A 24,748-nucleotide genomic window follows, 5' to 3' on the forward strand; every position below is an offset into this window, starting at 1 on the left:
GCCGTCTGAAAAAGTTTCAGACGGCATTTTTTCTATTTACATATTAAATTTAATATCATATTATCATTGCATGATATCAGTTTGAATTTTTTTAGAATTTCAATATGAAACCCCTAATTTACTACGCCCATTCCGCACAAGATAAACTCGGCAATCTCTTACCTTACGAACATTGGCAAACCTTACAAAGTCATTCGGTAAATGTTGGCGAAATGGCGGCGGAGTTTGCTCGGGTATTCGGTGCACAGGAAATTGCCTGCCAGACGGGACAGCTTCATGATGTAGGGAAATATTCGGAACCCTTTAATCAGCGATTGCATGGAGGCCCATCAGTCGATCATGCCACCGCCGGAGCCAAAATTGCCGTCGAACGCTGGGGAAATGTGATTGGCAAGCTGATGGCGTTTTGCATTGCGGGACATCATGCTGGGCTAGCAAATGGAAACGGCGAAGGTGATAACCGCCGCACATTAAAACAGCGTTTGGCGTTGCAATTCGGCGTAGATATTCCCGCTCTCGATAATCTGTGGCAACAAGAAATCAAGCCCCCTCAAAACCTGTCCGCACCGCCACTCAAAGCCGACGCGCATCATCCTTTTTTCTCCTACGCCTTCTTCACCCGAATGCTCTATTCCTGCTTGGTGGATGCTGATTACCTCGACACCGAAGCCTTTTATTTAAACCTAGAAAACAAAGCCAGCGAGCGTGGCGGTTATCCCGATTTAAACTCCTTACAACACAATTTCAATCAATTTATCAACGCTTTCAGACAACGTATCGCCCAAGCTCCAGCGCAAACCGAAGCCGAAAAACGCAATGCTGCCTTAAACCGCTTGCGCAGTGAAATTCTTGATCATGCCATAGAACAAGCGGCGCAACCGCAAGGGCTGTTTACGCTCACCGTGCCGACCGGCGGCGGAAAAACTTTCACTTCCATGGCATTCGCGCTGGAACATGCCAAACGGCACGGTATGCGGCGCGTGATTTACGTCATTCCGTTCACTAGCATCATAGAACAAAATGCCGCTGAATTCCGCAAAGCCTTTGGCGAATTAGGCGAACAAGCCGTGTTGGAACACCACAGCACCTTCAACGACGGCAAACTGCAAAATGAGGCCACCAAAGACAAATTGCGCCTTGCCTCGGAAAACTGGGACGCGCCGATTGTCGTGACCACCGCTGTGCAATTCTTCGAATCCCTCTTTGCCGACCGCTCCTCGCGCTGCCGCAAGCTACACAACATCGCAGGCTCCGTCATCATCCTCGACGAAGCGCAAATGCTGCCGCTTAATCTGTTGCTACCTATCATGCAAGCCATCAAAGAATTGGCGCAAAACTACCGCTGCAGCGTCGTCATGTGCACCGCCACCCAGCCAGCAGTGCAAGCCGAAAACGGCTTCTATCGCGGCTTTGAAAACGTGCGCGAAATCGCCCCAAAACCGACCGCACTTTTCGACAAACTGCGTCGCACCACCGTGCACCACATCGGCACACAAACTGACGCCGACTTGCTCGCCAAACTTGCCGAACACCCGCAAATGCTCGTCATCGTCAATAACCGCCGCCACGCCCGCAGCCTGTATGACCAAGCCAAACACCTTGACGGCACGTTCCACCTGACCACCTTAATGTGTGCCAAACACCGCAGCCAAAAGCTTGATGAGATCCGAGGTCGTCTGAAAAACGGCGAATCCTGCCGTGTTATCGCCACCTCCTTAATCGAAGCCGGCGTTGATGTGGATTTTCCGCTGGTGATGCGCGCCGAAGCAGGTTTAGACAGCGTTGCCCAGGCCGCAGGACGCTGCAACCGCGAAGGCAAAAGGCCGTCTGAAAACAGCTTTGTCTGGATATTCACGCCCGAAGAACAATGGAAAGCCCCGCCTGAACTTGCCGCCCAAGCCGCCATTATGCGCTTGACTGCCAATGAGTTTTCAGACGACCTCTTATCCACCCAAGCCGTCGCTGCCTACTTCGCCGAGCTTTATCAATTAAGAGGCAGTGAACTGGACAATAAAAAAATTCTGAAAATGCACAACGATACAGGGCAAAGCCTCGATTTCCCATTCCAAACCATCGCCGACAAATTCCGCATGATCGAAAGCCACATGCAGCCGCTGATTATTCCGTTTGATTTTGAGGCTGAAAATCTCATCAGCAGCCTGCGCTACGCCGACCACATCGGCGGACTGCTACGCAAACTGCAACCCTACACCGTCCAAATCCCCGAAAAAGCTCTCGCCGCTTTGTATAAAGCAGGGCGTATTGAACCGATTAACGAGAAAAACTTCGGTAAACAGTTTTATACACTGATTGGACTGGATTTGTATGATGACGTGGCGGGGCTTTCTTGGGAGGATACAGAGTTTTTGAAGGGGGAGAGTTTGGTGTTTTGATAAGAAATTTTATGATTTAAAAATTGATAGTGAGTGTACTAACTCATTTTTAAACCAAATATTGCTGAGAGAACTAATTATGACTAAAGATTGGATTTTACAAACAAAAGAAACTCGCCGTAAATTTGTCAATTCTACTTGGATTCCATTGAAGGCAATTTGTAAACGTGAAAAGGGAGATGTGCAAAATATTGGTTATATATCTGAATTTTTTGGATGTAACTCACTTGCTTTTCCTTCTGACCATAAAGATTTGGCTGAAAATTTAGGGTGGTCGGATATAGGAATAATTTTAGAGGCACATCCGTATGCCTTTGACAGTGGACATTACAAAACAATCGATCAGTATGAGTGGAATGAAAAAGAACCCGTTGGCGTACATCTTATTTTTGATCATCCTCAACCTGTAATTGGAGGACGTAAGTGGATTATAAATCCAGATTTAATAGTAGCTCTTAGATTAATCAAAGCAAAAAATAGCTGGGTCAGACCAGAGGAAGATTTCGTTGAAGTGATTCGTGAGTCTTTTGATGATGAAGGAAATCATGTGCAAATTGAGATTAAAAAAGAATTCTTAATTGATTATTTGGCAGCAAGAAACCTTTCTCTTCGCCTCACTTATTATCGTCAAAGAGTAGAAAATGTTGAAGAAGTCGAGAACAGTGAATATGCAGGCTTAGAAAATTATCAAGAGGAGCGAGATCAAGGGCGATTTGAATTACTTATTCGCAGCTTAAACGATGTTTATGGCGGAAGTTGGGCTTCCTTTCGTGTATGGCGAACTGATATAGATGAAGAGGATGATGCTCCAGTAATGGGGCAAGAGACGAATGAAAATACTGAATCTGAAAGTTCTCAAGGTTTTCATGATGGTTATAGAGGGATAAGAGTAGAAGGAGAATTTTGGCGAGATGAATGGATTGAACATCAAGGTATAAGTACCCGAGTTCGCTACGATAAAGAGCCAAATCTACCAACATTCATTGTAGAAACTGATGGAACAAGAATACCTTCTGCCGAATTAGATAATGAAGATATTGGGAGATGGCTGTTTTTTCGCTCTGGTATCGTAAATGAACTACTTCAACATCGTGGATTTTCCCTAGAATGGTACACTTCGGAGACAGGCTGTATCCATTCTACATCTGGTTGTCATACTCATTTTGGAATTAATAGTGCCGATTTAATTACCGTCTATGCTTATGATGTTGCCAAACTTCCATCATGGGAACAACATATTTGGGCAGCGCATAATGTTGCCCCTGAAGGAAAGGTCTCTGCTGAATTATTAGCTTCTCAAGTTAGAGTTCAGCCTGCATCCACCCATGCTGTTGAAGACTTGTTATTTCAAGTCATGCGAATGCTGGAAGCAAGTTTTAAACAGAAGTTGAATGTTGATTTATTTTCTCATGACATCAATGATTCAGAGCTTTTGCAGCAGATTTCACGTTTTTCAAGTACTGATAAAACATCATTATTAAGGCTGGCAAAAGATTTGGTTCGTATTTTTACCGATAGACTTAATGTTAAAGCTCTTCGTGAATTATCTAACCACAAGGATAAAAACAAACTAGGTTCTAATAAATTATTACAAAACATCGTAGCTCAAAAAATTGGAGAGGATTATGCCCATAAGATTTTTGGTGTCATTGTTGGTGTTTATGAAATGAGGCTTGGAGATGCGCATCCTACTGGCTCAAAAATTGAAGAGGCAATAAAACTTGCTGGAATAGATGAAAATCAGTCTTTTTTAAGACAAGGTAAGCAGCTTATTTCTAATTTCGGTCGAGCAATTTGGCATATCGGAAGCATTCTGTTTGGAGAATCGGAATAAGAGTTGAAAACTATTTAAGTGTGGTCAATTCTCCCAACGTTTTCAAAACGTCGTCTGAAACCGCACTTTCCAACCAAAAGGAGAACCAAATGAACCAAATCCGCCTACATGTTTGGGGCGATTATGCCTGTTTTACCCGTCCGGAGATGAAGGTGGAGCGGGTGTCTTATGATGTCATCACGCCGTCGGCGGCGCGCGGGATTTTGGCGGCGGTGCATTGGAAGCCGGCGATTCGGTGGGTGATTGATCGGATTTATGTGTTAAAGCCGATTCAGTTTGAGTCGGTGCGGCGCAATGAGTTGGGCGGCAAGATTTCGGCGGGTAAGGTTAGCGGCGCGATGAAGCGTAAGAGCGTTGCCGATTTATATACGCTGATTGAAGACGACCGTCAGCAGCGCGCGGCGACGGTGCTTAAAGATGTGGCTTATGTGATTGAAGCTCATGCGGTGCTGACGCCAAAAGCAGGCGCGGATGAGACCGTTACCAAGCATATCGAGATGTTCAAACGCCGTGCGAAAAAGGGGCAATGCTTTCAGCATCCTTGTTTGGGTGTGCGTGAATTTCCTGCCGATTTTGCGTTGATTGACGAAGGCGAGCCGCTGCCGCCGTCAGCGTTATCGGAAAGCGAGGCAAACCGCGATTTGGGCTGGATGCTGCACGATATTGATTTTGACCATGACAACACGCCGCATTTTTTCCGCGCGCAAATGAAAGAGGGCGTGATTGATGTGCCGCCGTTTTACGCCGAGGAGGTGAAAGCATGATTCTTGCGTCCCTTGCCCGCTATTACCGCCGTTTGGCAGCGGAAACCGATGAAATGGGCAACCCGAAAGTGCCGCCTTATGGCTTTAGCGAGGAAAAAATCGGCTGGATTTTGGTGTTGGATAAAGAAGGCCGTCTGAAAACCGTTGTGCCGAATCTGACCGCCGATAAAAAGCCGCAGCCGAAGCTGATGAGCGTGCCGCGCCCTGAAAAACGCACGTCGGGTATCAAACCGAATTTTTTGTGGGATAAAACCGCTTACGCGCTTGGCGTGGAAGCCAATAAAAACAAAGCCGAAGCGAAAGAAAAACCCTTTACGTCGTCTGAAAAAACTTTTGACGCCTTTAAGCAATACCATCTCGATTTACTGCAAAACAGCGAAGATGAAGGCTTGCAAGCCTTGTGCCGTTTTCTGCAAAACTGGCAGCCTGATAATTTCGCTACCGAAAATCTGCCTGCCGAAATGCTCGATGCTAATATTGCATTTTCTTTTGAAAAACCGACCGCTTGTATTCATAAGCGAGAAGCAGCACAGACCATATGGGCTAAATGTCTGAAAAGTGATGAGGCTGAAGAAGGCTTGTGCCTGATTAGCGGCGACACCGCCCCGATTGCACGGCTGCATCCGGCGATTAAAGGCGTGTTTGGCGGGCAAAGCTCCGGCGGTTCGATTATTTCATTCAACAAAGAAGCCTTTGCCTCTTTTGGCAAAGAGCAAGGCGCAAATTCGCCTGTTTCCGAACAATCCGCGTTTGCCTACACCACCGCGCTGAACTATCTGTTGCGTCGCGAAAATGATCACTGCCTGACCATAGGCGATGCCAGCACGGTCTTTTGGGCGGAAGCGGACGATAATGCGACGGCGCAGACTGCCGAAGGCTTCTTCGCGCAAGTGTTCACGCCACCAGATGACGAACAAGAAAGCGCCAAAGTTTTCAACGTATTGGAACAAATCGGCAAAGGTCGTCCGCTGCAAGAAATTGCGCCCGAACTCTCTCCCAATACCCGTTTTTATATCTTAGGGCTTGCCCCCAATGCCGCGCGGATTTCTGTTCGGTTTTGGCTGGACACCACCTTTGGGCAGTTGGCGGAAAATTTGGCGCAGCATTGGCAAGATTTAGCCCTTGAGCCTTGCGCATGGAAAACGCCGCCGTCTATTTGGCGACTTTTATTGCAAACTGCCGTATTGGGCAAAAGCGAAAATATCTCCCCTGTATTGGCAGGTGAAATGACCCGCGCCGTGATTTGCGGTACGCCGTATCCCTTAAGTTTGTTGTCGCAACTGATTACCCGAATCCGCGCCGATGGAGACGTGAACGGTCTGCGCGTGGCAATGATAAAAGCCGTATTAGAGCGGCGTTTTAGAAAAGGTTTTATCGAAGAAGGAGTTCCTATGAGTTTGAACAATGAAAGCCCGAATCGCGCTTATCTTTTAGGGCGGCTGTTTGCCGTGTTGGAGCGCATTCAATATCAGGCGTTGGGAGAATTAAACGCCGGCATCGCCGACCGCTATTACGGCTCTGCATCCGCTGTGCCGTTTTCGATTTTTCCGCGTCTTTTGTCGGGTGCAAAACACCATTTATCGCGTCTGCGTAAAGACAAGGCCGGCATGGCGGTGAATTTGGATAAAGATTTGAGCGAAATCATTGCCAAACTGCCCGAAACCTTTCCGCGCCATTTGAGCATTGACGAGCAAGGCCGCTTCGCCATCGGCTATTACCATCAAAAACAAAGCTATTTTGCTAAAAAAGAAACCGCTGAAACCATTGAAAACTAAGGAGCCAGAAAATGTCTGCCATTCAAAACCGCTATGAATTTGTTTACTTTTTTGATGTCACCAACGGCAACCCCAACGGCGATCCCGATGCGGGCAATATGCCGCGTCTTGACCCCGAATCCAGTAAAGGTTTGGTAACCGATGTCTGCCTGAAACGCAAAATTCGTAATTTTGTCGAAATCAGCAGCGAAAACGAAGCCGGTTACGAAATCTACGTTAAAGAAAAAAGCGTGTTAAACCTGCAAAACAAACGCGCTTATGAAGCGCTCGGCATTGAATCTGAAGCCAAAAAACTGCCCAAGGACGAAAAAAAAGCGCGCGATATTACCGCGTGGATGTGCAAAAACTTCTTCGATATCCGCACCTTTGGCGCCGTGATGACCACCGAAGTCAACAGCGGACAAGTGCGCGGCCCGGTGCAGCTGGCGTTTGCCCAATCCATCGACCCGATTGTGCCGCTGGAAGTTTCCATCACCCGCATGGCGGTAACCAACGAAAAAGACTTGGAAAAAGAACGCACTATGGGGCGCAAATACATCGTACCTTACGCGCTCTACCGCGTGCACGGCTTTATCTCCGCCAACCTTGCCGCCAAAACCGGTTTTTCAGACGACGACTTAGCCAAACTCTGGCAAACCCTGACGTTGATGTTTGAACACGACCGCTCCGCCGCCCGTGGCGAAATGGCAGCACGCAAACTGATTGTTTTCAAACACGACAGCGCACTCGGCAGCCAGCCTGCACATAAACTGTTTGACACCGTGAAAGTCGAACGCGTAAACGGCGAATCAGGTACGCCGGCAAGCGGTTTTGGCGATTACAAAATCAGCGTGGTTTCAGACGGCTTAAATGGCGTGAGTGTGGAAGAATATTTGTAAAAATGTCTGAAAAGATGACCGCTTGTATTATAGAAGCAGAAAAGGAAAATCAGGACACGCGCCTGATTCCTCTTTCCGCCCTGCAACACTACGCCTTTTGTCCGCGCCAATGCGCGTTGATTCACAACGCGCAGGCGTGGGCGGAGAACTATTTGACCGCGCAGGGAAAGGCGCTGCATGAGCGGGTGGATTCGGGCGAGCCGGAAACGCGCAAGGGCGTGCGCTTTGAGCGGACGGTGCATGTGTCGGCGGAGAAGCTGGGCATCAGCGGCGTGTTGGATTTGGTGGAAGTGGATACAAAAACAGGCCGTCTGAAACCCGTGGAATACAAACGTGGCAAGCCCAAACCCGACCCGATGGACGAAATCCAGCTTTGCGCCCAAGGCTTGTGCCTGGAAGAAATGACGGGGCAAATCGTCTCTGATGGCGCGCTGTGGTATATGCAAACCCGCCACCGTATCCCCGTCGTGTTTTCAGACGACCTACGCACTCAAACTCTCGCCACCATCGCCGCCGTGCGCGAACTTCTAAACAGCGGACAAACTCCGCCGCCCGACTACGGCAAACGCTGCAAAGCCTGCTCGCTGGTGGAGATTTGCCAGCCGGAGTTGCTGGGGAAACGGGATAGGAGTGTGGGGTATGTGGAGGGGTTGTTTGGGGAAATTTAAATATAGAGGTAATAAACATGGATTTTATGAAAATTATAAATAGAGCAATAGTGAAGTTTTCCAAAACTAAAACTGTTTATTTTTTAGATAGAAATATCATTTCTATAATTAAAGATGCGAATGTAGGGAAAACAATAGATGATCAAAATAAAAAAGATATTTTAAGTCATTTATACAAAATTGATTCTATTAACTCTATTATTACTCCAATGTTCTCTTTATTTGAAGGGCAGCATGGACGTATAGAGTATACTAATGAAGTTTTTGATACCGTAGATAAGGAGTTGAATGTATTAAAAAACTTTTTTAAAAAGGCTAAAGTAGATGATTCATTTATAAGTAATTTTAAATTATTTGAGCAAGCTAAAGTTAGTATTGAATATAAAAAGAATGTTGAAGATAAAATAAGCTTTTTAGAAGAGATTAATGACTATTTGTATCAGCCTCTATCTTCAGATGGGAAGTCCAATGCAATAGAGAAAATCTTGCGCATTCAAGAGGAAAAGTATAGCGTCTGTTTTGAGAAGTTGAACCCAGTTGTTGTTGCAAGTTTGTGCTGTGTTTATGGAAATAATATTTGCAAAAAAATACTAAAACCTAAAAAGGAAGTTGAGAAGACAAATTACTATAATGCAGTGATGGATCTTCAGCACTTTACTTTTTTTACTATGCTTGTTGGTCAAATAGAGGGTGAATATAGTAAACGACATAATGCAAATATTCATTGCGAATTTCTATCTGGTGATAAATTCTTAAACGAATTTTTTAGCTGGTATAAGGTTAATGAATCATCCAGTTTTCTAGGTAATGGAGAATTCAAAATAAATGCAAAACTTAGTGACAAGGGTATTGAAAATATACCTATAGAATTAAAAGATCTTTTGGGTATTGATATGTCAAGCGTAGATGACCAGAATAATTCGTAAAACTAAAAGGCAGACGTAGGTCGGATACTTGTATTTGACAACCATTTGATATTTATGAATTTTAAAATCATTCCTGTAATTTTCAAAATGTCGGATTCGAGAATCCGACCTACCATTTTTCAGGTAGCTAAACTCTGTTAAATGCCCCAAAACTGCGGCCACCCCCAAGGAGTCCCCATGCGCAAACTGCAAAACACGCTCTATATCACCGCCCAAGGTAGTTATCTGCATAAGGAGCGGGAGACGTTGGTGGTGGAGCAGGAGCGTAAGAAGATGGCACAGTTGCCTGTGCATTCCATCGGGCATATTTTCTGTTTTGGGAATGTGCTGGTGTCGCCGTTTTTGCTGGGGTTTTGTGGCGAAAATAATGTGAATTTGGCGTTTTTTACCGAAAACGGACGTTATTTGGGGCGGCTTCAGGGGCGGCAGAGCGGTAATGTGCTGCTGCGTCGGGCGCAGTATCGGGTGTCGGAGCAAAATCCCGTGCCGATTGCGCGCAATATCATTGCGGCGAAGATTCAGGCGAGTAAGCGGGTGCTTCAGCGGCAGATTCGCAATTACGGCGAGAATGCGGCGATTCAAAGTGCGGTCGATTCTTTGAATATTTCGCTGCGGCAGTTGAAGAGCGCGGCGGAGCTGGATGTGGTACGCGGCATTGAAGGCGATGCGGCGGCGCGGTATTTCAGCGTGTTTGGGCAGCTTTTGAGCGAGAAAAGCGGCTTTACTTTTGACGGACGCAACCGCCGTCCGCCCAGAGACGGGGTGAATGCGCTGTTGTCGTTTGTGTACAGCATTCTAGGCAAGGACATCAGCGGCGCGCTGCAAGGCGTGGGGCTGGACCCGCAGGTGGGCTTTCTGCACGCCGACCGACCGGGGCGCGACAGTTTGGCGCAGGATATTTTGGAAGAATTCCGCGCATGGTGGGCGGACAGATTGGTACTTTCCTTGATTAACCGAGGGCAAATCAAACCGCAGGATTTTGTTACCGAGGCAAGCGGCGCAGTAAGCTTAAAAGCCGATGCGCGTAAGCTCTTGTTTCAAGCCTTGCAGGCGAAAAAGCAGGAGAAAATCGTTCATCCGTTTTTAGGTGAGGAAGTGGAAATCGGGCTGCTGCCGTATATTCAGGCAATGCTGTTGGCGCGGCACTTGCGCGGGGATTTGGCGGAATACCCGCCGTTTTTGATGAGATAGGTTTGCAGGCCGTCTGAAAACGGATCGGATATTTTCAGACGGCCTTTAAAGCAGCCTGTATATGGGAATACAAAATGCTAATGCTGATTACTTACGATATTTCGTTGGAAGACGCGGACGGACAGGCAAGGCTACGGCGCGTGGCGAAATTGTGTTTGGACTACGGCGTGCGCGTGCAGTATTCGGTGTTCGAATGCGACATCGCGCCCGACCAGTGGGTTGTTTTAAAGGACAAACTTTTGAAAACCTACAACCCTGAAACCGACAGCCTGCGCTTTTACCATCTGGGTAGCAAATGGCGGCGCAAAGTGGAACACCATGGCGCAAAACCGTCGGTGGATGTGTTTAAGGATACCTTGATTGTGTGAATCGCCAACCTGAGGTTCTCATGAAAATGCGGCAGGGTTGGCGAACTTGGATTGTTCTTTAACAATCAGGATATTGCGAATGCAGGTGTAACAGAAAAGGCTGTGTTATACTCGCGTTCACGTTTTTCTCGGGAGCTTAGCGAAATCGGGGCTGTGAAACCTGACAGAGCAAGGCTTTTGAGAGAGGCCCCAGCCGCCTTCGGGCGGCTGTGTGTTGAAACCTTATCCAGCTTACCGGCACCGCCGTTCATTTGACCAGCCGCCTTCGGGCGGCTGTGTGTTGAAACTTCTTCGGGGATAAGCAGCTCGGCGATGACTTGCCCAGCCGCCTTCGGGCGGCTGTGTGTTGAAACCAAGACGGCAAAGTCCACTTGGTAGCCAGCAAAGACCAGCCGCCTTCGGGCGGCTGTGTGTTGAAACAACACGATACCCGTTGCCGGATACTGAGCAAGAGTCCCAGCCGCCTTCGGGCGGCTGTGTGTTGAAACCAGCCAGGCGTTTTAAAAATCCAGTTTTGGTGCGCCAGCCGCCTTCAGGCGGCTATGTGTTGAAACTGGATAGCCGTGGCAATGTCGGTTTCCCATGCCTTCCAGCCGCCTTCAGGCGGCTGTGTGTTGAAACAAGACAGACAGAGCCAAAGCAATCAAAGACTTTTCAGCCGCCTTCGGGCGGCTGTGTGTTGAAACTTCAGCAACTACGAACTCTATGCCGACCTATCCCGTCAGCAGCCTTCGGGAGGCTGTGTGTTCAAATATCGTCCAAGCAGGCCACTCTTCTTTTGATCCTTCGCTTTCCGAGGCTTTAGTGAAAGCGGTGGAGGATATTAGAAGCAAGTTATAAAGGTTAATCAATAATAATGCCGTCTGAAAAAGTTTCAGACGGCATTTTTTCTATTTACATATTAAAATTTAATATCATATTATCATTGCATGATATCAGTTTGAATTTTTTTAGAATTTCAATATGAAACCCCTAATTTACTACGCCCATTCCGCCCAAGACAAACTCGGCAATCTCTTGCCTTACGAACATTGGCAAACCTTGCAAAGCCATTCGGTGAGTGTTAGCGAAATGGCGGCGGAGTTTGCGCGAGTATTTCGGTGCGCAGGAACAGGCCTGCCAGACGGGAAAGTTGCATGACTTAGGGAAATATTCGGAAGCCTTTAATCAACGATTGCATGGCGGCCCATCAGTCGATCATGCTACTGTTGTAGTCAAAATTGCAAAAATGCTTGCTTTAGAGTGGAGGTCAAAGTATAACCTGTTGTTATCTCACTTAGGCTAGATAACTTTATTAATGAATTAAAAGGCAAAAATAATGGAAAATAAACAAACCAATTCAACCATCAAATCTCGTGCTGCGGTAGCATTCGCTCCAAATCAACCCTTACAAATTGTAGAAATCGACGTAGAAATGCCGCGTAAAGGCGAGGTGTTAATCCGTAATACCCATACTGGCGTGTGCCATACTGATGCGTTTACGTTATCAGGAAGCGATCCAGAAGGCGTATTCCCTGTGGTGCTTGGGCATGAAGGTGCGGGTGTGGTCGTTGCTGTGGGCGAAGGTGTGTCAAGCGTAAAACCAGGTGATCACGTCATTCCTCTTTACACCGCTGAATGTGGCGAATGTGAGTTTTGTCGTTCAGGTAAAACCAACTTGTGCGTCTCAGTGCGTGATACACAAGGTAAAGGCTTAATGCCGGACGGCACGACGCGTTTTTCTTATCAAGGTCAACCGATCTATCACTATATGGGCTGTTCGACTTTCAGTGAATATTCTGTTGTTGCCGAAGTTTCACTGGCGAAAATCAATCCAGAAGCGAATCACGAACAAGTATGTCTGCTCGGCTGCGGCGTTACCACGGGTATTGGTGCGGTACATAATACGGCAAAAGTGCAAGAAGGCGACTCTGTGGCGGTGTTTGGCTTGGGGGCGATTGGTTTGGCGGTGGTGCAAGGTGCGCGTCAAGCCAAAGCCGGCCGCATTATCGCTATTGATACCAATCCTTCAAAATTCGAGCTGGCAAAACAGTTTGGTGCAACCGATTGTTTGAACCCGAACGATTACGATAAACCGATCAAAGATGTGCTGTTAGATATCAATAAATGGGGCATTGACCATACCTTTGAATGTATCGGCAACGTAAACGTAATGCGTCAAGCATTAGAAAGCGCACACCGCGGTTGGGGACAATCCATTATCATCGGTGTAGCGGGCGCTGGCCAAGAAATTTCAACGCGTCCGTTCCAGTTGGTAACCGGCCGTGTTTGGAAAGGCACGGCATTTGGCGGCGTGAAAGGCCGCTCTGAACTACCGAAAATGGTGGAAGATTCAATGAAAGGCGACATCCAGTTGGAACCATTTGTGACCCACACAATGACGCTCGATCAAATTAATGAAGCCTTTGAGTTAATGCATGAAGGTAAATCGATCCGCGCTGTTATTCATTACTAAGGTACGCGATGAAACTGATTGAACAACATCAAATTTTTGGTGGTTCGCAACAAGTTTGGGCGCATCATGCCCAAACGCTTCAATGCGAAATGAAATTTGCCGTCTATTTGCCGGATAATCAGGAGAATCGACCGCTTGGTGTGATTTATTGGCTTTCCGGCTTAACGTGTACGGAACAAAATTTCATTACCAAATCAGGCTTTCAGCGTTATGCGGCTGAACATCAAGTGATTGTGGTTGCACCTGATACCAGCCCTCGCGGAGAGCAAGTGCCGAACGATGCTGCTTACGATTTAGGGCAGGGTGCGGGCTTCTATCTTAATGCCACCGAGCAGCCTTGGGCAACGAATTATCAAATGTATGATTATATTTTGAATGAGTTGCCTAGTCTGATTGAGGAAAAATTTCCTACCAATGGCAAACGTTCCATTATGGGACATTCAATGGGCGGACATGGCGCATTGGTATTGGCACTGCGAAACCGGGAACGTTATCAAAGTGTTTCTGCCTTTTCGCCCATTTTGTTGCCAAGTCTCGTGCCTTGGGGGGAGAAAGCCTTTTCTGCCTATTTAGGAAAAGATCGCGAAAAATGGCAGCAATATGATGCCAACTCGCTCATTCAACAAGGCTATAAAGTGCAAGGTATGCGCATTGATCAGGGATTGGAAGATGAGTTTTTGCCGACACAATTGCGTACCGAAGATTATATTGAAACCTGTCGTGCGGCAAATCAACCGGCCGATGTGCGCTTCCACAAAGGCTATGATCATAGCTATTACTTCATCGCCAGTTTTATTGGCGAGCATATTGCCTATCATGCGGCATTTTTGAAGTAAACCAAAGAAGTGATTCGTGAATCGACCAAACGTTGGTATGAACGTTAATTTTTTATGTTAACGAAAATAAAAGGCATCGGATTGATGCCTTTTATTTTTTTATAAATGATGAAAAATGATGCTATCAAAATGAGCTAGCTTGCACACTCTATTCAAATATCCCCCCATTCCAGTCCAAACCGTTGCAAATACTTTCTCAATCGGTCGCTGTCATTGACTTTTGCCCTTTCTGTTCGGGAGACGTTGAACAATGCACGACCAGCAGCGGCCATGTTGGGGTGTTTGCGGCATTCATCGATAACGTGTTGCAGTTGTAGTTTGTCGAACAAATCCAATGTGTCCCAATCGACTTTATCGGGGTAGTCTTGTGCTTTTTCAGACGGCCTTTTATGTAGGAGGCCGTCTGAAAAGGGTTCTTCCGACCATAACCATTTGAGGCGTTCGATTTCGGCTTGGACTTGTTCTACCTGTATCCTGCCTTGAGGTGCGAGTGTGGCCAGGCGCATGATGCTGGCGGCGAGGTCGCGGAAGTTGCCGCGCCACGGTGCTTGGTCTGAGTGGGAGAAGTCGAGGTAGGCGGCCAGGGCTTCTTTGTTGAAGCGGGTGGTTCGGCCGAGTTCTTGCGAGGCTAGGGCGAGCTGGTGTTCGACGTTGGGCTCGATGTCTTCGCGACGGTTGGCGAGTGCAGGTAGTGGGTAATTCCAGATATTAATGCGGGCGAACAGGTCTTCGCGGAAGTGTCCGGCGCGGATTTCGTGGCGTAGGTCGCGGTTGGTGCCGGCGATGAGTTGGAAGTCGCTTTTGACTTCGCTGTCGCTGCCGACGGGATAAAAGTGTTTTTCTTCAATGGCTTTGAGCAACATGGCTTGCTCGTCTAAGCCCAATTCACCGATTTCGTCTAAAAACAATACGCCGCCGTCGGCAGTTTTTAGATAGCCTTCACGTTTTTCTGCAGCGCCGGTAAAGGCACCTTTTTTGTGGCCGAACAGGGCAGATGCTGCACCGTCGCCGCGAAGGGTGGCGCAGTTTACATCGACAAATGTGCCTTTAATCAAATGGCGCGCTTTTTTCAATTCAAAAATTCTGCGTGCCAGCATAGATTTACCTGCGCCTGTGGGGCCGGAAAGCAGAATGGGGGAAGGGGAGTTGAGTGCGACCTGTTCGATTTCGGCAATCATGCGGTTGAAGGCGGCGTTTTGGGTGGAGATGCCGCTTTTCAGGTAGCGCACTGCATCGTCGCGTACGGCGGCAAGGCGTTCTGCCAGTACGTCGTAACGAGCCAAGTCTAAATCGATGATTTCATAACTGCCGACATTGCCTTCCTCCATGCTGCGTCTTTGGTTTTTGGGAGGGGCGGTTTGTAAAAGTACGCCGGGGATTTGACGCGATTCCACCAATAAAAACAGGCAGATTTGGGCAACGTGCGTACCCGTGGTGATGTGGGTGAGATAGGTTTCTTCTTCTGTATCAAATGGATAGCTTGCTGCCCAATCGTGCAGCTTGGTATAAACCTCGGAGAAGTCCCACGGGTTTGCCAGCTCCATAGGCACGAGATTAACGACTGTGTGGGGTGACACCTGCTGAATATCGGCTTTTACATGATCCGCCAGTTCGCGGTATTTCTCCGCATAAAACAGCTCCATACGGTCGAGATGAAAATCTTGACGCTGATTCATGGCGACGTTTGGCCGCCATTTCAACCAACGGCCCTGACCGAAACCGCTGTCCAATACCGTACCGAGAAAGCTGACGGCGACTTGTTTTTTGTTACTCATCTTTTATTCCGTTTATTCCGTTCGAGTCTCAGACAGCCTTGTATTCAAGCTGCCTTCTTCATGTTTGAGATAGCCTGAAAAACTCTTTTTACTCAGGCGGTATCACTAACATAGGAATAACAAGCGTCCATTTTTCCAGCTTTTTCGTACCGATTTTTTCTGGGATACGTTGGCGAAATGATTCTCCTACTTCGTCTAAATAACGTACTCTGAAAGTGTTGGCATAGGCGGTAGTTTTTGTCGGCAACGGTGGTAATTTAACGGTACGGGCAACTTCAATATCATCAGAAAGGAAAATATATCTGCCATCCTCAGTCCGTTTCATTTCCAGTGGATCGTCTTTTTTCAGCTTCGCAGCAGTAAACAGGCGTTGTCTCACAGTTTCGACATTGTTGTGACAAACGATGAAGTCGATATCCAAATCACTTTTGCTGTCGGTTTTTCCCTCGGCTGCCGTGTTTCGATAAGCCGCCAAACGTCTGTATTCGGTATTCAAATCAGGTAATTCGGTAAAGATTTGAGCCACTCTTTCAATATCATCAGGTAGCTTTGCCATCCAAGGATGCTCTGGAGTAGTTTGCAGTAGGGTCAATGTTTCTATGGCACGAGTCATAGCAACGTAATAAAGCCTCTGTTCGGCTTCGTCAGCTCCCTGCCAACCTCCGTCTAAAATGAAGACGTGCTTAAACTCCAATCCTTTGACTGCATGTGCCGTGCCTAGAAATATACCTTCCGAACGGGTTTCATGTTCATCACCTACATACTCGTAGAGCCAGCTTTTCAGAAAGGAGGACGAATATCGGTTAACAGTGCCACTACTGTTTTCACACGACCCGTTGTCTTCTATGGGCGACACTTTGATTTCTGCCTCACGACTCTCTGCAAGGTTATCTGACTTTTCAGGTAGCTTCTCATCTTTCAGTGGATATTCGTTTAAGAAATCAGTTTGTAATTGCCTAAACCAAACGCACCAATTACCCCCACTTTTTTTCACTTGTTCACTAATAAGTTCTGCAAAAGCTTGTGATGTAAGGCCTTCGGTTTGTTTTTCCACGCCATCAATCAGGCGGACAAACTCACGGGTGTGGCGCAATTTGATTTTGCTGCTTTTGTCGGCACTCAAGAAATAAGGTATGCCGTTTTGTTCACACCATGCCTGCAGAGGTTTGAGACTAGCATTATGACGGGATAAAACTGCAATCTCATTCCATGCGACTGCGCCCAAGGTTTTCAGACGACCTATTTCAGTGATAACAGCTTGTCCCTGTATGTTGCTGCTGCTACCGAACGGCAGGCTGATGTGGCGCACACGCCCCTGCCGTATGCTGTCTGTTGCAGCCCATACGCCACCGTTGGGCTGTGTTTGACGTTCAGGGTTGATAACAATCGGATGCAGTGTTTTCAGACGACCTGTCATACCGTTTATCACGCTGTTGGCAGCGCTGATGATGTATTGTGTACTGCGGTAGTTGTAGGTCAAGTAATCGGGTTGGGCAACGTCGTAGTCTTTTTGGAAACGGTGGATGTACTCGTTGCTGGTGCCGTTGAAGGCGTAGATGTTTTGGTCATCGTCGCCGACCGCCAGAATGGTCAGCTTGTCTTCTTCAGCCCGCTTCCTACCCGCAAGCGCAGAAACAAGCCGGTAGTGTTCTTCACTGATGTCTTGGTATTCATCTACCAGAATATAGCGGAAGCCTGCCATGATACGTTCGCGTGTTTCATCGTTACCATCATCGTTTTCAAGGTCGTCTGAAAGCATAGCGGCAGCCTGCCTGCACCATTCTTTAAACTGACTTTTGCCGTATTCTCGGTTGTTGCCGTCAAAGCGCACACCCAAAAGCCGCATTGCCATACCGTCATAAGTCATAACCGTAACGGCAGCAGCAAGAGGGCCGACCAGTCCGAACAGGCGGCGCTTGACCTCCTGCGCCGCCAAACGGTTGAAAGTCAATACAATGATGGCGGATGCGGGAACATGTTGCACCCGTAAAAGGTAGGCAACACGGTGTACAATAACTCGCGTTTTTCCTGAACCCGGTCCGGCAAGAATAAGACGGTTGCTGCCGCTTTGGTCGGTAACAACGGCTTTCTGCATCTCATTCAGTCCGTCTGTAATTTCACGCAGGGTTTGTGGCGATGCAGGCTCGTCCAATTCTTTCAGACGACCTTTAAACCATTTATTCTTAAAATTCTTTTCTTCCAAGCCAAAGTAATCACGCACCAAATTCAACCCTTCAGTAAGATTTTTTAGTGCGCGAAGGGCATATTCCTGCATCACATGGATTTGAAAGCGTTTTTCGCCGTAAAAAATGGAAAGCGGTTTATAGTCCTCCGCAAGATACTGGCGTTTAGCTGAGAGTGCTTTTGGATTGGGTGTAATAGTCATGGCATGTCTCAGAATGGTCATGCCGTGGTTGAGTTTGATAATGCCTTGTTTGTGCATAAATAGCAGTGTCTGCCTGAGCAGAAGCTCGCGACGGTCAGCCGGGATTTGTACCGATAATACCAAATCGTCGGCAAGCTGCTGCACCAATTCACCCATACGGGTTTCAACCATTACGTCTTTTTGACGCACTCCATTGGTTTTTGCCATCAGGAATGGTAAAAGGCACAGACCGATATTACGGCGAAGTTCGGCATTGTTTTGTAGGTTTTCCCAACTGTCGCTTTTGGGATTCTTGAAACGTACTTTCAAAAGGTTGTTGCCAACATCACGGATTTGGAAACTTCCACTGCTGTTTGTTCGCTCTGCTGCTTTATCATCGGCAAGCGACTGCATCAGAAGTTTGATTTCAGCAGGATTGGTTTCTAAACCTACCTCATGCATTTGGTGGCAGACAGCGCTCAATGAGAGGTTTTGCCAAATACCTTGATCTGCTTCTGGAATTTCGTTTTTTAAAATCTGCCAGAGTTTTTCCTCACAGGCGATAACTTGTGCCAGACGTTTGTCGGCAGGCTTTATGTTATCGGTACGCAAAATGATGGTCATATGCGTATCGTTGGTAAGGATACCCAATTCTTCCAGCTTTTTTAGATGACCTCGCAATTCGGTGAAACTACATGCTGTTGCCTGCACCAAATCATCGGTACTCAAAGGCGCGTCCTCTGGCGCTTTAAACACAATTTCGGCAATCGTTTGGTAAATTTCCGAGATACGCTTGCTGAACTTGTTTTTTTCAATAATCGCCAGCGCCTCATCTAGATTCAGACGACCTGAGCGTGCGGGGAAAATACGGGTTTGATTTTCCTTACGCTCCAATAAGTCTGCACGTTCCAACCATGCCAATACGGTTTTGACTTTGGTATCTGCCTGTCTATCATCGCTGTCAAAACTCATGTACTCCTCAGTGTCGCGCAAAATTTCGCCACCTGTTGCCACGATTTCACCGCAATGGTCTTTGCCGTATGCCGCCTGATTCAGCCAACCAACTTTCTTCCATACTGATTTCAAATCGCGCAATTCGATTTGCGACATTTTGCTGATGGAAAACTGCGTATCCACGTCTTTGCCGTCATAAAGCAACACGCATTTTGCATCTGCCTGATCCCTCCCTGCTCTACCCGCTTCCTGCAAATAATTCTCCAGCGAACCGGTAATCTCGGCATGAATCACTAGGCGCACATCAGATTTGTCCACCCCCATACCAAAGGCGTTGGTGGCGACAATAACGCGCAAACTACCGCCAATAAATTGGTTTTGAATATCAGCTTTTTCGTTGTTCCCCAAACCTGCGTGGAAATGCTCACATGCCCAGCCTTGTTCTTTCAGATAAGCCGAATAGGTTTCCGCACTTTTCCGCCGTCCGACAAATACCACGGCTCCACCGCTTTGATGATCAAGTTCACGATGCAACAGTTCGTTGATTTTTTGCTTTTTAAGGTCATCTGAAATTTCCAGCACATCGTAAAACAGATTGTCGCGTTCGTTGTCACCGATAAATTGGCGAAACTCAATGCCCATTTCCTCCCGAAAATGGTGGGTAATATCGGCAAGGACGTCGGGTTTGGCGGTAGCAGTGAAACAACTGACCGGCGCGACCGCACCGTTATTTTTACTGTATTCAGCGATAAATTTGACTGCATATAGATAATCGGGACGGAAATCATGGCCCCATTTAGACAGACAATGTGCCTCATCGAATACCCAGCCGTTGATTTGGCGTTGCGAAATAGCGTTAATAAAACTGGTGTTGCGGAACTGTTCAGGCGCGACAAACAAAATGCCGATATCGCCTAAGGCTATTTTGTCTAAAATTTGGGCGCGCTCAACCACCTCAACCAAGCCGTTAAGCATAGCAGCGCAGGTAGCTCCTTTTTTCTCTAAACCGTCCAACTGATCTTTCATCAGCGATTGCAAAGGTGAAACAACTATTGTCAAGCCTCCGTTGCGGTAGTAGCGGTTGAGTGCTGGCAACTGATAACACAAGGATTTGCCGCCACCCGTGGGCAGCACCGCCAGCGTATGTAACCCCTTCATACCTGATTGCACCACAGCACGTTGTCCACCATCAAATCCTTTTACATCGCGAAAAGTCGGTAGTTTGAAATAACGCTGTAACTGCACCTCCGGATTGAGTGTATCCTGACAATAACGGCATTCCGTACTGCCGCAATCATGGTCGCGCAATGAGGCAATCAGCCGAGCTGTATCGGGAAACTGGTACCTCACCCACGGAGCTAACACAGAATTACCACCAGAGACATTTAACCAAGATAAGGCATAGCCGAGGGAAGGATATATGGCAGGATTACGGATGTCTGTTTTCATTAACTCCAAAAAACGTGTGCGGCAGACTTTCAGACGACCTTGATCATTGTTGTCCTGCATCATCAACCAAATAGTGTCGATCAGTTTCTTGACATCTGGCGATATATCACGCTCGGGAATCATAATGTCTTCTGAAAGACGATACGGCAGGGGTATATCAGACAGGGCTGTCCACAGCGCAAACTCCTCGGGCTTTTCGGCTTTGATTTTTCCGAACGCAGTGCATTGGTCTTGAAAAAGCTGCCAGCAAGCGTGACAGTCGGCGAGTGGGGAATTAATTTCAGAAGAGATGATTTTATGGTTTTTGATTAGTCGGTGATACGGATTTTGCGGAAATGCCAAAGGCGAGAGCCACAGCGTATCGATAACAGGCACTTTAAGCCATGCGGCTTCGGGTACTACTGCCTTCAAATATTTCAAATCGTGCCCGAGGATGTTGTGCCCCATCAGCCACTTTAATCCACTGGTCAGATGAGCCATTTCACACAAGGCGGTATGAAACCCCTTTTCTCCACGAAAAGCTTTTTCAAAAAACAAACCTGAGTCGGGGCGGAATGCACCGATTTTGAACGGCTTGTCGGTTTTTGGATCGACTTCCAAATCAATGATAAGAACGGCGGGGATTTGTTCTTTTGTAGCGGTATTCATTTTTAGACGACCTCTAAACAAATTAAACAATTCTTTCCAGGACAAACACGCCGTAATCATCGCCCAACGGCAGCTCGAAATCCGTATGCAGGATTTGGCGTTTTACTTGTACGGTTTCGTCAGTTTTCGGATTAAAACCTTCTTTTAAGGCCGTCTGAAAATACACACCGAAGCCGCGTTTCTGCCATGCGGGCAATTCGTTGAAATTGATATTGTGTTCAAACAGCAAATCATGTTTCTGCGCGCGCGTGAGACCGCTGACCGCTTCTGTGGCGCGGGACACGCTTTCGCCTTTTTTGCGTAGCATCCAATAACAGTGGGCGTTGAGCGCGTTGCGATATGAGTCTTCGTGCCGCCAACGGAAATAATCAACCACCAGTTTTTCGTTCGGCAAAACGCAAACTCTGGCATCAAAAGCGGCAGGTTGCCCGTGCACCACGGAAAAGGCGGCGCTGGCTTCACCAGCCAATACAGAAATGATTTTGCGCGTTTTGCGTTTGAACGTATCGTCGTCGCGGCGCAACAGCAGCGAAATTTCATCGCTTTCGGAATAGCCGTATGCTACATTGAAACCACACTGCATCAGATGGTGGACGGTGTGTGCCATCAGGTCGCGGAAACGAATGTCGAACGGGGCTTCAAACTGCCAAATTTCCTTGGTTAGTCGTGTAAAACCGCGCCCGTCTAAGCGAACAACAATAAAATTTTCCTGTGGTACGCAAAAATCATAAGCGGTTTCGTATTGTCGCAAGCGTTTGTCCAAATCATCGAATCTCATCATATATCCTTGTATATCTTATTTTCTATATAACTATCTATAAATATATTTTTCAGCATTCTACGCTTTTTGCTGATAAAAGCTACTTTAAAATATATTTTCTTTATATTCAATAAATTAAAAATTATTTTTATAAATATTTTATTCTTGGCACGCTGTTGGCTGTGTTGTGAATGTAACAATACAGCAGATGCTTCGGGAAATACAGTTACCGGAGAAAAATTTTCCGTAAATTTAGCTGCTGCATGGTTACAGGGCGAATGCCAACAAGACTACATTTGGATTAACAGGTTCGAATCCTGTCTCGTCTGATAGACGTTGAACGTCTTGTTTATTTAGTCGCCCACCCTTTCCAATATGGCAGGCAAATGCCTGGGGAAACTACAACATGGATATCCTTATGTCGCAGGTTCGAGTCCTGTCTCTGTTGTTCCAAATAGCAGAGTAGCTCAGTTGGTAGAGCCAAGGCATGTTTCCCTGAAAAACTTGTTGCGTGCCATATTATTTTTACGGCAGCAGGTAGATGCTCGGAGAGGGTATATTAACCTTTTACGTTAAAACCGTTTCTTTTCATGTTTATCCGCTACGCTGCCACTCATTCGAGGCCGTCTGAAATATTCAGGCAGGCAGATATAAAAACTGTTTTTGGTGCAAACGGCAAATGCCGGAGGAATTACAGCCTGCTAAGCTCGAGGTCGCGGGTTCGAGTCCCGTCTCTGCCGCCAACTATGGCAGAGTAGCTCAGTGGATAGAGCGCGTAAAAATTTCTCCACTCTTTGTTGCCCAATGTGCCACCCCTTATGGGCGAATGCCATTAGGATTACATTCCTTTTTTTGCTAAAAACCTGAATGATCCTAATTAAACTGGTCGCCCTACGGCAGTAGGCGGATGCCCGGAAGAGAATACATTAGCTTTCAGTTAAAAACGCTTCTCTTCATCTTTAGCCGCCACACTGCCACCCATTCAAAGCCGTCTGAAAAACAACGCTAAAACAAGTTCAGACGGCCTCAAACCAACAATATGAAAGAAAATGAAAATGGCTAATACTACCTTGTTTCAATCTATTAAAAACCGTTTTACTAAAACCGATACCCATAATGAAGCCGGCGGCATTGCCTACACGTTGACACCTAAACAACAGCTTGCCCAGCTTGCCGCTACCGGTTGTCTGAACAATACCTACTATGCCGATGCCCAAAGTCAGCTTGACCAAGTGTTGAAATTGGCAGAAAGCCTGGATGCCGAGTTTATCGCCAAAACTGCCGTATATGCCCGTCAAAAAGGTTTTATGAAAGATATGCCTGCGCTGTTGCTTGCCGTGTTGGCGCAAAAAGACGTGAACATGCTTGCCCGCGTATTCGACCAAGTAGTGGACAACGGTAAAATGTTGCGCAACTTCGCTCAAATCATCCGCAGCGGCGCAGTCGGTAGAAAATCTTTCGGCAACCGTCCGAAAAAACTGATGCAGACTTGGCTTTTGACCGCCACCGAAAAACAACTGTTGAACGCCGCTGTCGGAAATTCGCCGTCGCTGGCAGACGTGGTCAAAATGGTGCACCCAAAACCGCGTGAAGCATGGCGTGCCGCATGGTTTGCATGGCTGATCGGCAAACCTTACGACCGCGAAGCATTGCCGCCCATTACCCGCACTTTTGAAGACTACAAACAAAGCCGAGAAGGCGAATTGCCCAACGTTCCTTTCCAAATGCTTACAGCTTTAGACTTGAACAGCGGCGACTGGGCAGAGATTGCCCGCAACGGCTCATGGCAGCAGGTTCGTCAAAACCTGAACACTTTCCTGCGCCACGAAGTGTTTGCTAAAAGCAAAAACATTAAAATGGTGGCAGAAAAACTGCGTGACGAAACCGCCATTGCTCGCGCCCGCGTCCTGCCTTACCAATTGCTGACCGCGTATCAGGCAACATCTAATCAAATGCCGTTTGAAATCCGCGAAGCCCTGCAAGATGCGATGGAAACCGCCGTACAAAACGTACCGGCAATCCAAGGCAAAGTCGTGGTTTGTCCGGACGTTTCTGGCTCTATGCACAGCTCGGTTACCGGCTATCGCGGCAGCGCGACCAGCAAAACCCGCTGCATCGACATTGCCGCGCTCGTATCCGCCGCCATGTTGCGTACCAATCCGCAAGCCTGCGTGATACCGTTTGAACAAATCACGGTAAACGTGAAGCTCAACCCGCGCGACAGCATCATGACCAACGCCGAAAAACTCGCCAATATCGGCGGCGGCGGAACGGCTTGCAGCGCACCGCTTGCCATGTTGAACCGTGAAAAAGCCGACGTGGATTTGGTCGTCATCGTGTCAGACAACGAAAGTTGGGCAGATGACAGCCAACAATGGGGTGGCAAAACCAGTCTGATGAAAGAATGGGACATCCTGAAAAAACGCTGTCCCGAAGCCAAACTCGTTTGCCTGGATATCCAGCCTTACACCAAGGCTCAAGCACGAAACCGTCAGGATATCTTGAATATCGGCGGCTTCTCCGATCAAGTGTTCTCTCTGATTGGTTCCTTTGCCGAACGAGGCATGGGTACAGATTTCTGGGTAGAAGAGATTGAGAAAATGCCGTTGGCAGCTGTGAACTGAAGCTAAGGCCGTCTGAAAAAAGAGTAGAAATATTTTTCAGACGGCCTATTTATTCAGGACAAGCTGAGAAAAAGAATAAGGAAGC

Annotated in this window: 15 protein-coding genes, 1 pseudogene and 1 CRISPR repeat array; of the genes and pseudogenes, 13 read left to right on the forward strand and 3 right to left on the reverse strand. The window is 47.3% G+C overall.

Going from position 1 to position 24,748, the window contains the following annotated elements; genetic code table 11:
- Positions 1–104: 104 nt before the first annotated feature.
- The 12 genes and pseudogenes from cas3 (at position 105) to fghA (ending at position 14,088) form a co-directional block, all read left to right on the forward strand.
- The gene (gene cas3 / locus ACTHRE_RS06200; RefSeq protein WP_377072410.1) at positions 105–2,393 is read left to right on the forward strand and encodes a CRISPR-associated helicase Cas3'; all 2,289 of its coding nucleotides are present in this window, start codon (positions 105–107) and stop codon (positions 2,391–2,393) included.
- 79 nt (positions 2,394–2,472) lie between these two features.
- Entirely contained in the window at positions 2,473–4,227 is a 1,755-nt protein-coding gene (locus tag ACTHRE_RS06205; RefSeq protein WP_377072408.1) for a hypothetical protein, read from the forward strand.
- An 89-nt stretch (positions 4,228–4,316) separates the two neighbouring features.
- Positions 4,317–4,991: a type I-C CRISPR-associated protein Cas5c gene (cas5c, locus tag ACTHRE_RS06210; protein WP_440345012.1), complete on the forward strand. Its 675-nt coding sequence runs from the start codon at positions 4,317–4,319 to the stop codon at positions 4,989–4,991.
- Positions 4,988–6,766 (forward strand): type I-C CRISPR-associated protein Cas8c/Csd1, encoded by a 1,779-nt coding sequence (gene cas8c, locus ACTHRE_RS06215; protein WP_440345011.1) that lies wholly within the window; start codon positions 4,988–4,990, stop codon positions 6,764–6,766. Before cas5c ends, cas8c begins: the two co-directional genes overlap by 4 nt.
- A gap of 11 nt (positions 6,767–6,777) precedes the next feature.
- The gene (gene cas7c, locus ACTHRE_RS06220) at positions 6,778–7,644 is read left to right on the forward strand and encodes a type I-C CRISPR-associated protein Cas7/Csd2 (protein ID WP_440345010.1); all 867 of its coding nucleotides are present in this window, start codon (positions 6,778–6,780) and stop codon (positions 7,642–7,644) included.
- A 14-nt stretch (positions 7,645–7,658) separates the two neighbouring features.
- Positions 7,659–8,312 carry a CRISPR-associated protein Cas4 gene (gene cas4, locus ACTHRE_RS06225; protein ID WP_440345009.1) on the forward strand — a complete coding sequence of 218 codons (654 nt, stop codon included), beginning with the start codon at positions 7,659–7,661 and terminating at the stop codon, positions 8,310–8,312.
- A gap of 17 nt (positions 8,313–8,329) precedes the next feature.
- Positions 8,330–9,238, forward strand: coding sequence for a hypothetical protein (locus ACTHRE_RS06230; protein WP_440345008.1), 909 nt, complete (start codon positions 8,330–8,332; stop codon positions 9,236–9,238).
- A gap of 177 nt (positions 9,239–9,415) precedes the next feature.
- Positions 9,416–10,429: a type I-C CRISPR-associated endonuclease Cas1c gene (gene cas1c / locus ACTHRE_RS06235; protein ID WP_440345007.1), complete on the forward strand. Its 1,014-nt coding sequence runs from the start codon at positions 9,416–9,418 to the stop codon at positions 10,427–10,429.
- 74 nt (positions 10,430–10,503) lie between these two features.
- Positions 10,504–10,797 (forward strand): CRISPR-associated endonuclease Cas2, encoded by a 294-nt coding sequence (cas2, locus tag ACTHRE_RS06240; protein ID WP_070645772.1) that lies wholly within the window; start codon positions 10,504–10,506, stop codon positions 10,795–10,797.
- Between the two features lie 189 nt (positions 10,798–10,986).
- Positions 10,987–11,550: direct repeats of the CRISPR family, unit length 32 nt; unit sequence CCAGCCGCCTTCGGGCGGCTGTGTGTTGAAAC.
- A 210-nt stretch (positions 11,551–11,760) separates the two neighbouring features.
- Positions 11,761–12,022 (forward strand): annotated as a pseudogene (locus tag ACTHRE_RS06245) (CRISPR-associated helicase/endonuclease Cas3); the annotation flags it as partial.
- A gap of 93 nt (positions 12,023–12,115) precedes the next feature.
- Positions 12,116–13,252: an S-(hydroxymethyl)glutathione dehydrogenase/class III alcohol dehydrogenase gene (locus tag ACTHRE_RS06250; protein ID WP_432760840.1), complete on the forward strand. Its 1,137-nt coding sequence runs from the start codon at positions 12,116–12,118 to the stop codon at positions 13,250–13,252.
- Between the two features lie 8 nt (positions 13,253–13,260).
- Positions 13,261–14,088, forward strand: a complete 828-nt coding sequence (gene fghA, locus ACTHRE_RS06255) for an S-formylglutathione hydrolase (protein WP_377072396.1) — start codon at positions 13,261–13,263, stop codon at positions 14,086–14,088.
- A gap of 152 nt (positions 14,089–14,240) precedes the next feature.
- Here fghA and rtcR read toward each other — a convergent pair whose 3' ends face one another.
- The 3 genes from rtcR to ACTHRE_RS06270 all read right to left on the reverse strand — a co-directional run bounded on the left by rtcR (position 14,241) and on the right by ACTHRE_RS06270 (position 22,057).
- Positions 14,241–15,863: an RNA repair transcriptional activator RtcR gene (gene rtcR / locus ACTHRE_RS06260; protein WP_377072394.1), complete on the reverse strand. Its 1,623-nt coding sequence runs from the start codon at positions 15,861–15,863 to the stop codon at positions 14,241–14,243.
- Between the two features lie 88 nt (positions 15,864–15,951).
- A complete protein-coding gene (locus ACTHRE_RS06265; protein WP_377072392.1) occupies positions 15,952–21,279 on the reverse strand; it encodes a RecQ family ATP-dependent DNA helicase in 5,328 nt (1,775 codons plus the stop codon).
- 22 nt (positions 21,280–21,301) lie between these two features.
- Positions 21,302–22,057, reverse strand: coding sequence for a tRNA(His) guanylyltransferase Thg1 family protein (locus ACTHRE_RS06270; protein ID WP_377072470.1), 756 nt, complete (start codon positions 22,055–22,057; stop codon positions 21,302–21,304).
- 1,031 nt (positions 22,058–23,088) lie between these two features.
- Between ACTHRE_RS06270 and ACTHRE_RS06275 the strand changes: the two genes are divergently transcribed.
- Positions 23,089–24,663 carry an RNA-binding protein gene (locus ACTHRE_RS06275; protein WP_377072390.1) on the forward strand — a complete coding sequence of 525 codons (1,575 nt, stop codon included), beginning with the start codon at positions 23,089–23,091 and terminating at the stop codon, positions 24,661–24,663.
- The last annotated feature ends 85 nt before the right edge of the window (positions 24,664–24,748 follow it).

The sequence above is a fragment of the Neisseria sp. P0001.S007 genome (assembly GCF_051963655.1).
GTDB lineage: Bacteria > Pseudomonadota > Gammaproteobacteria > Burkholderiales > Neisseriaceae > Neisseria > Neisseria subflava_A.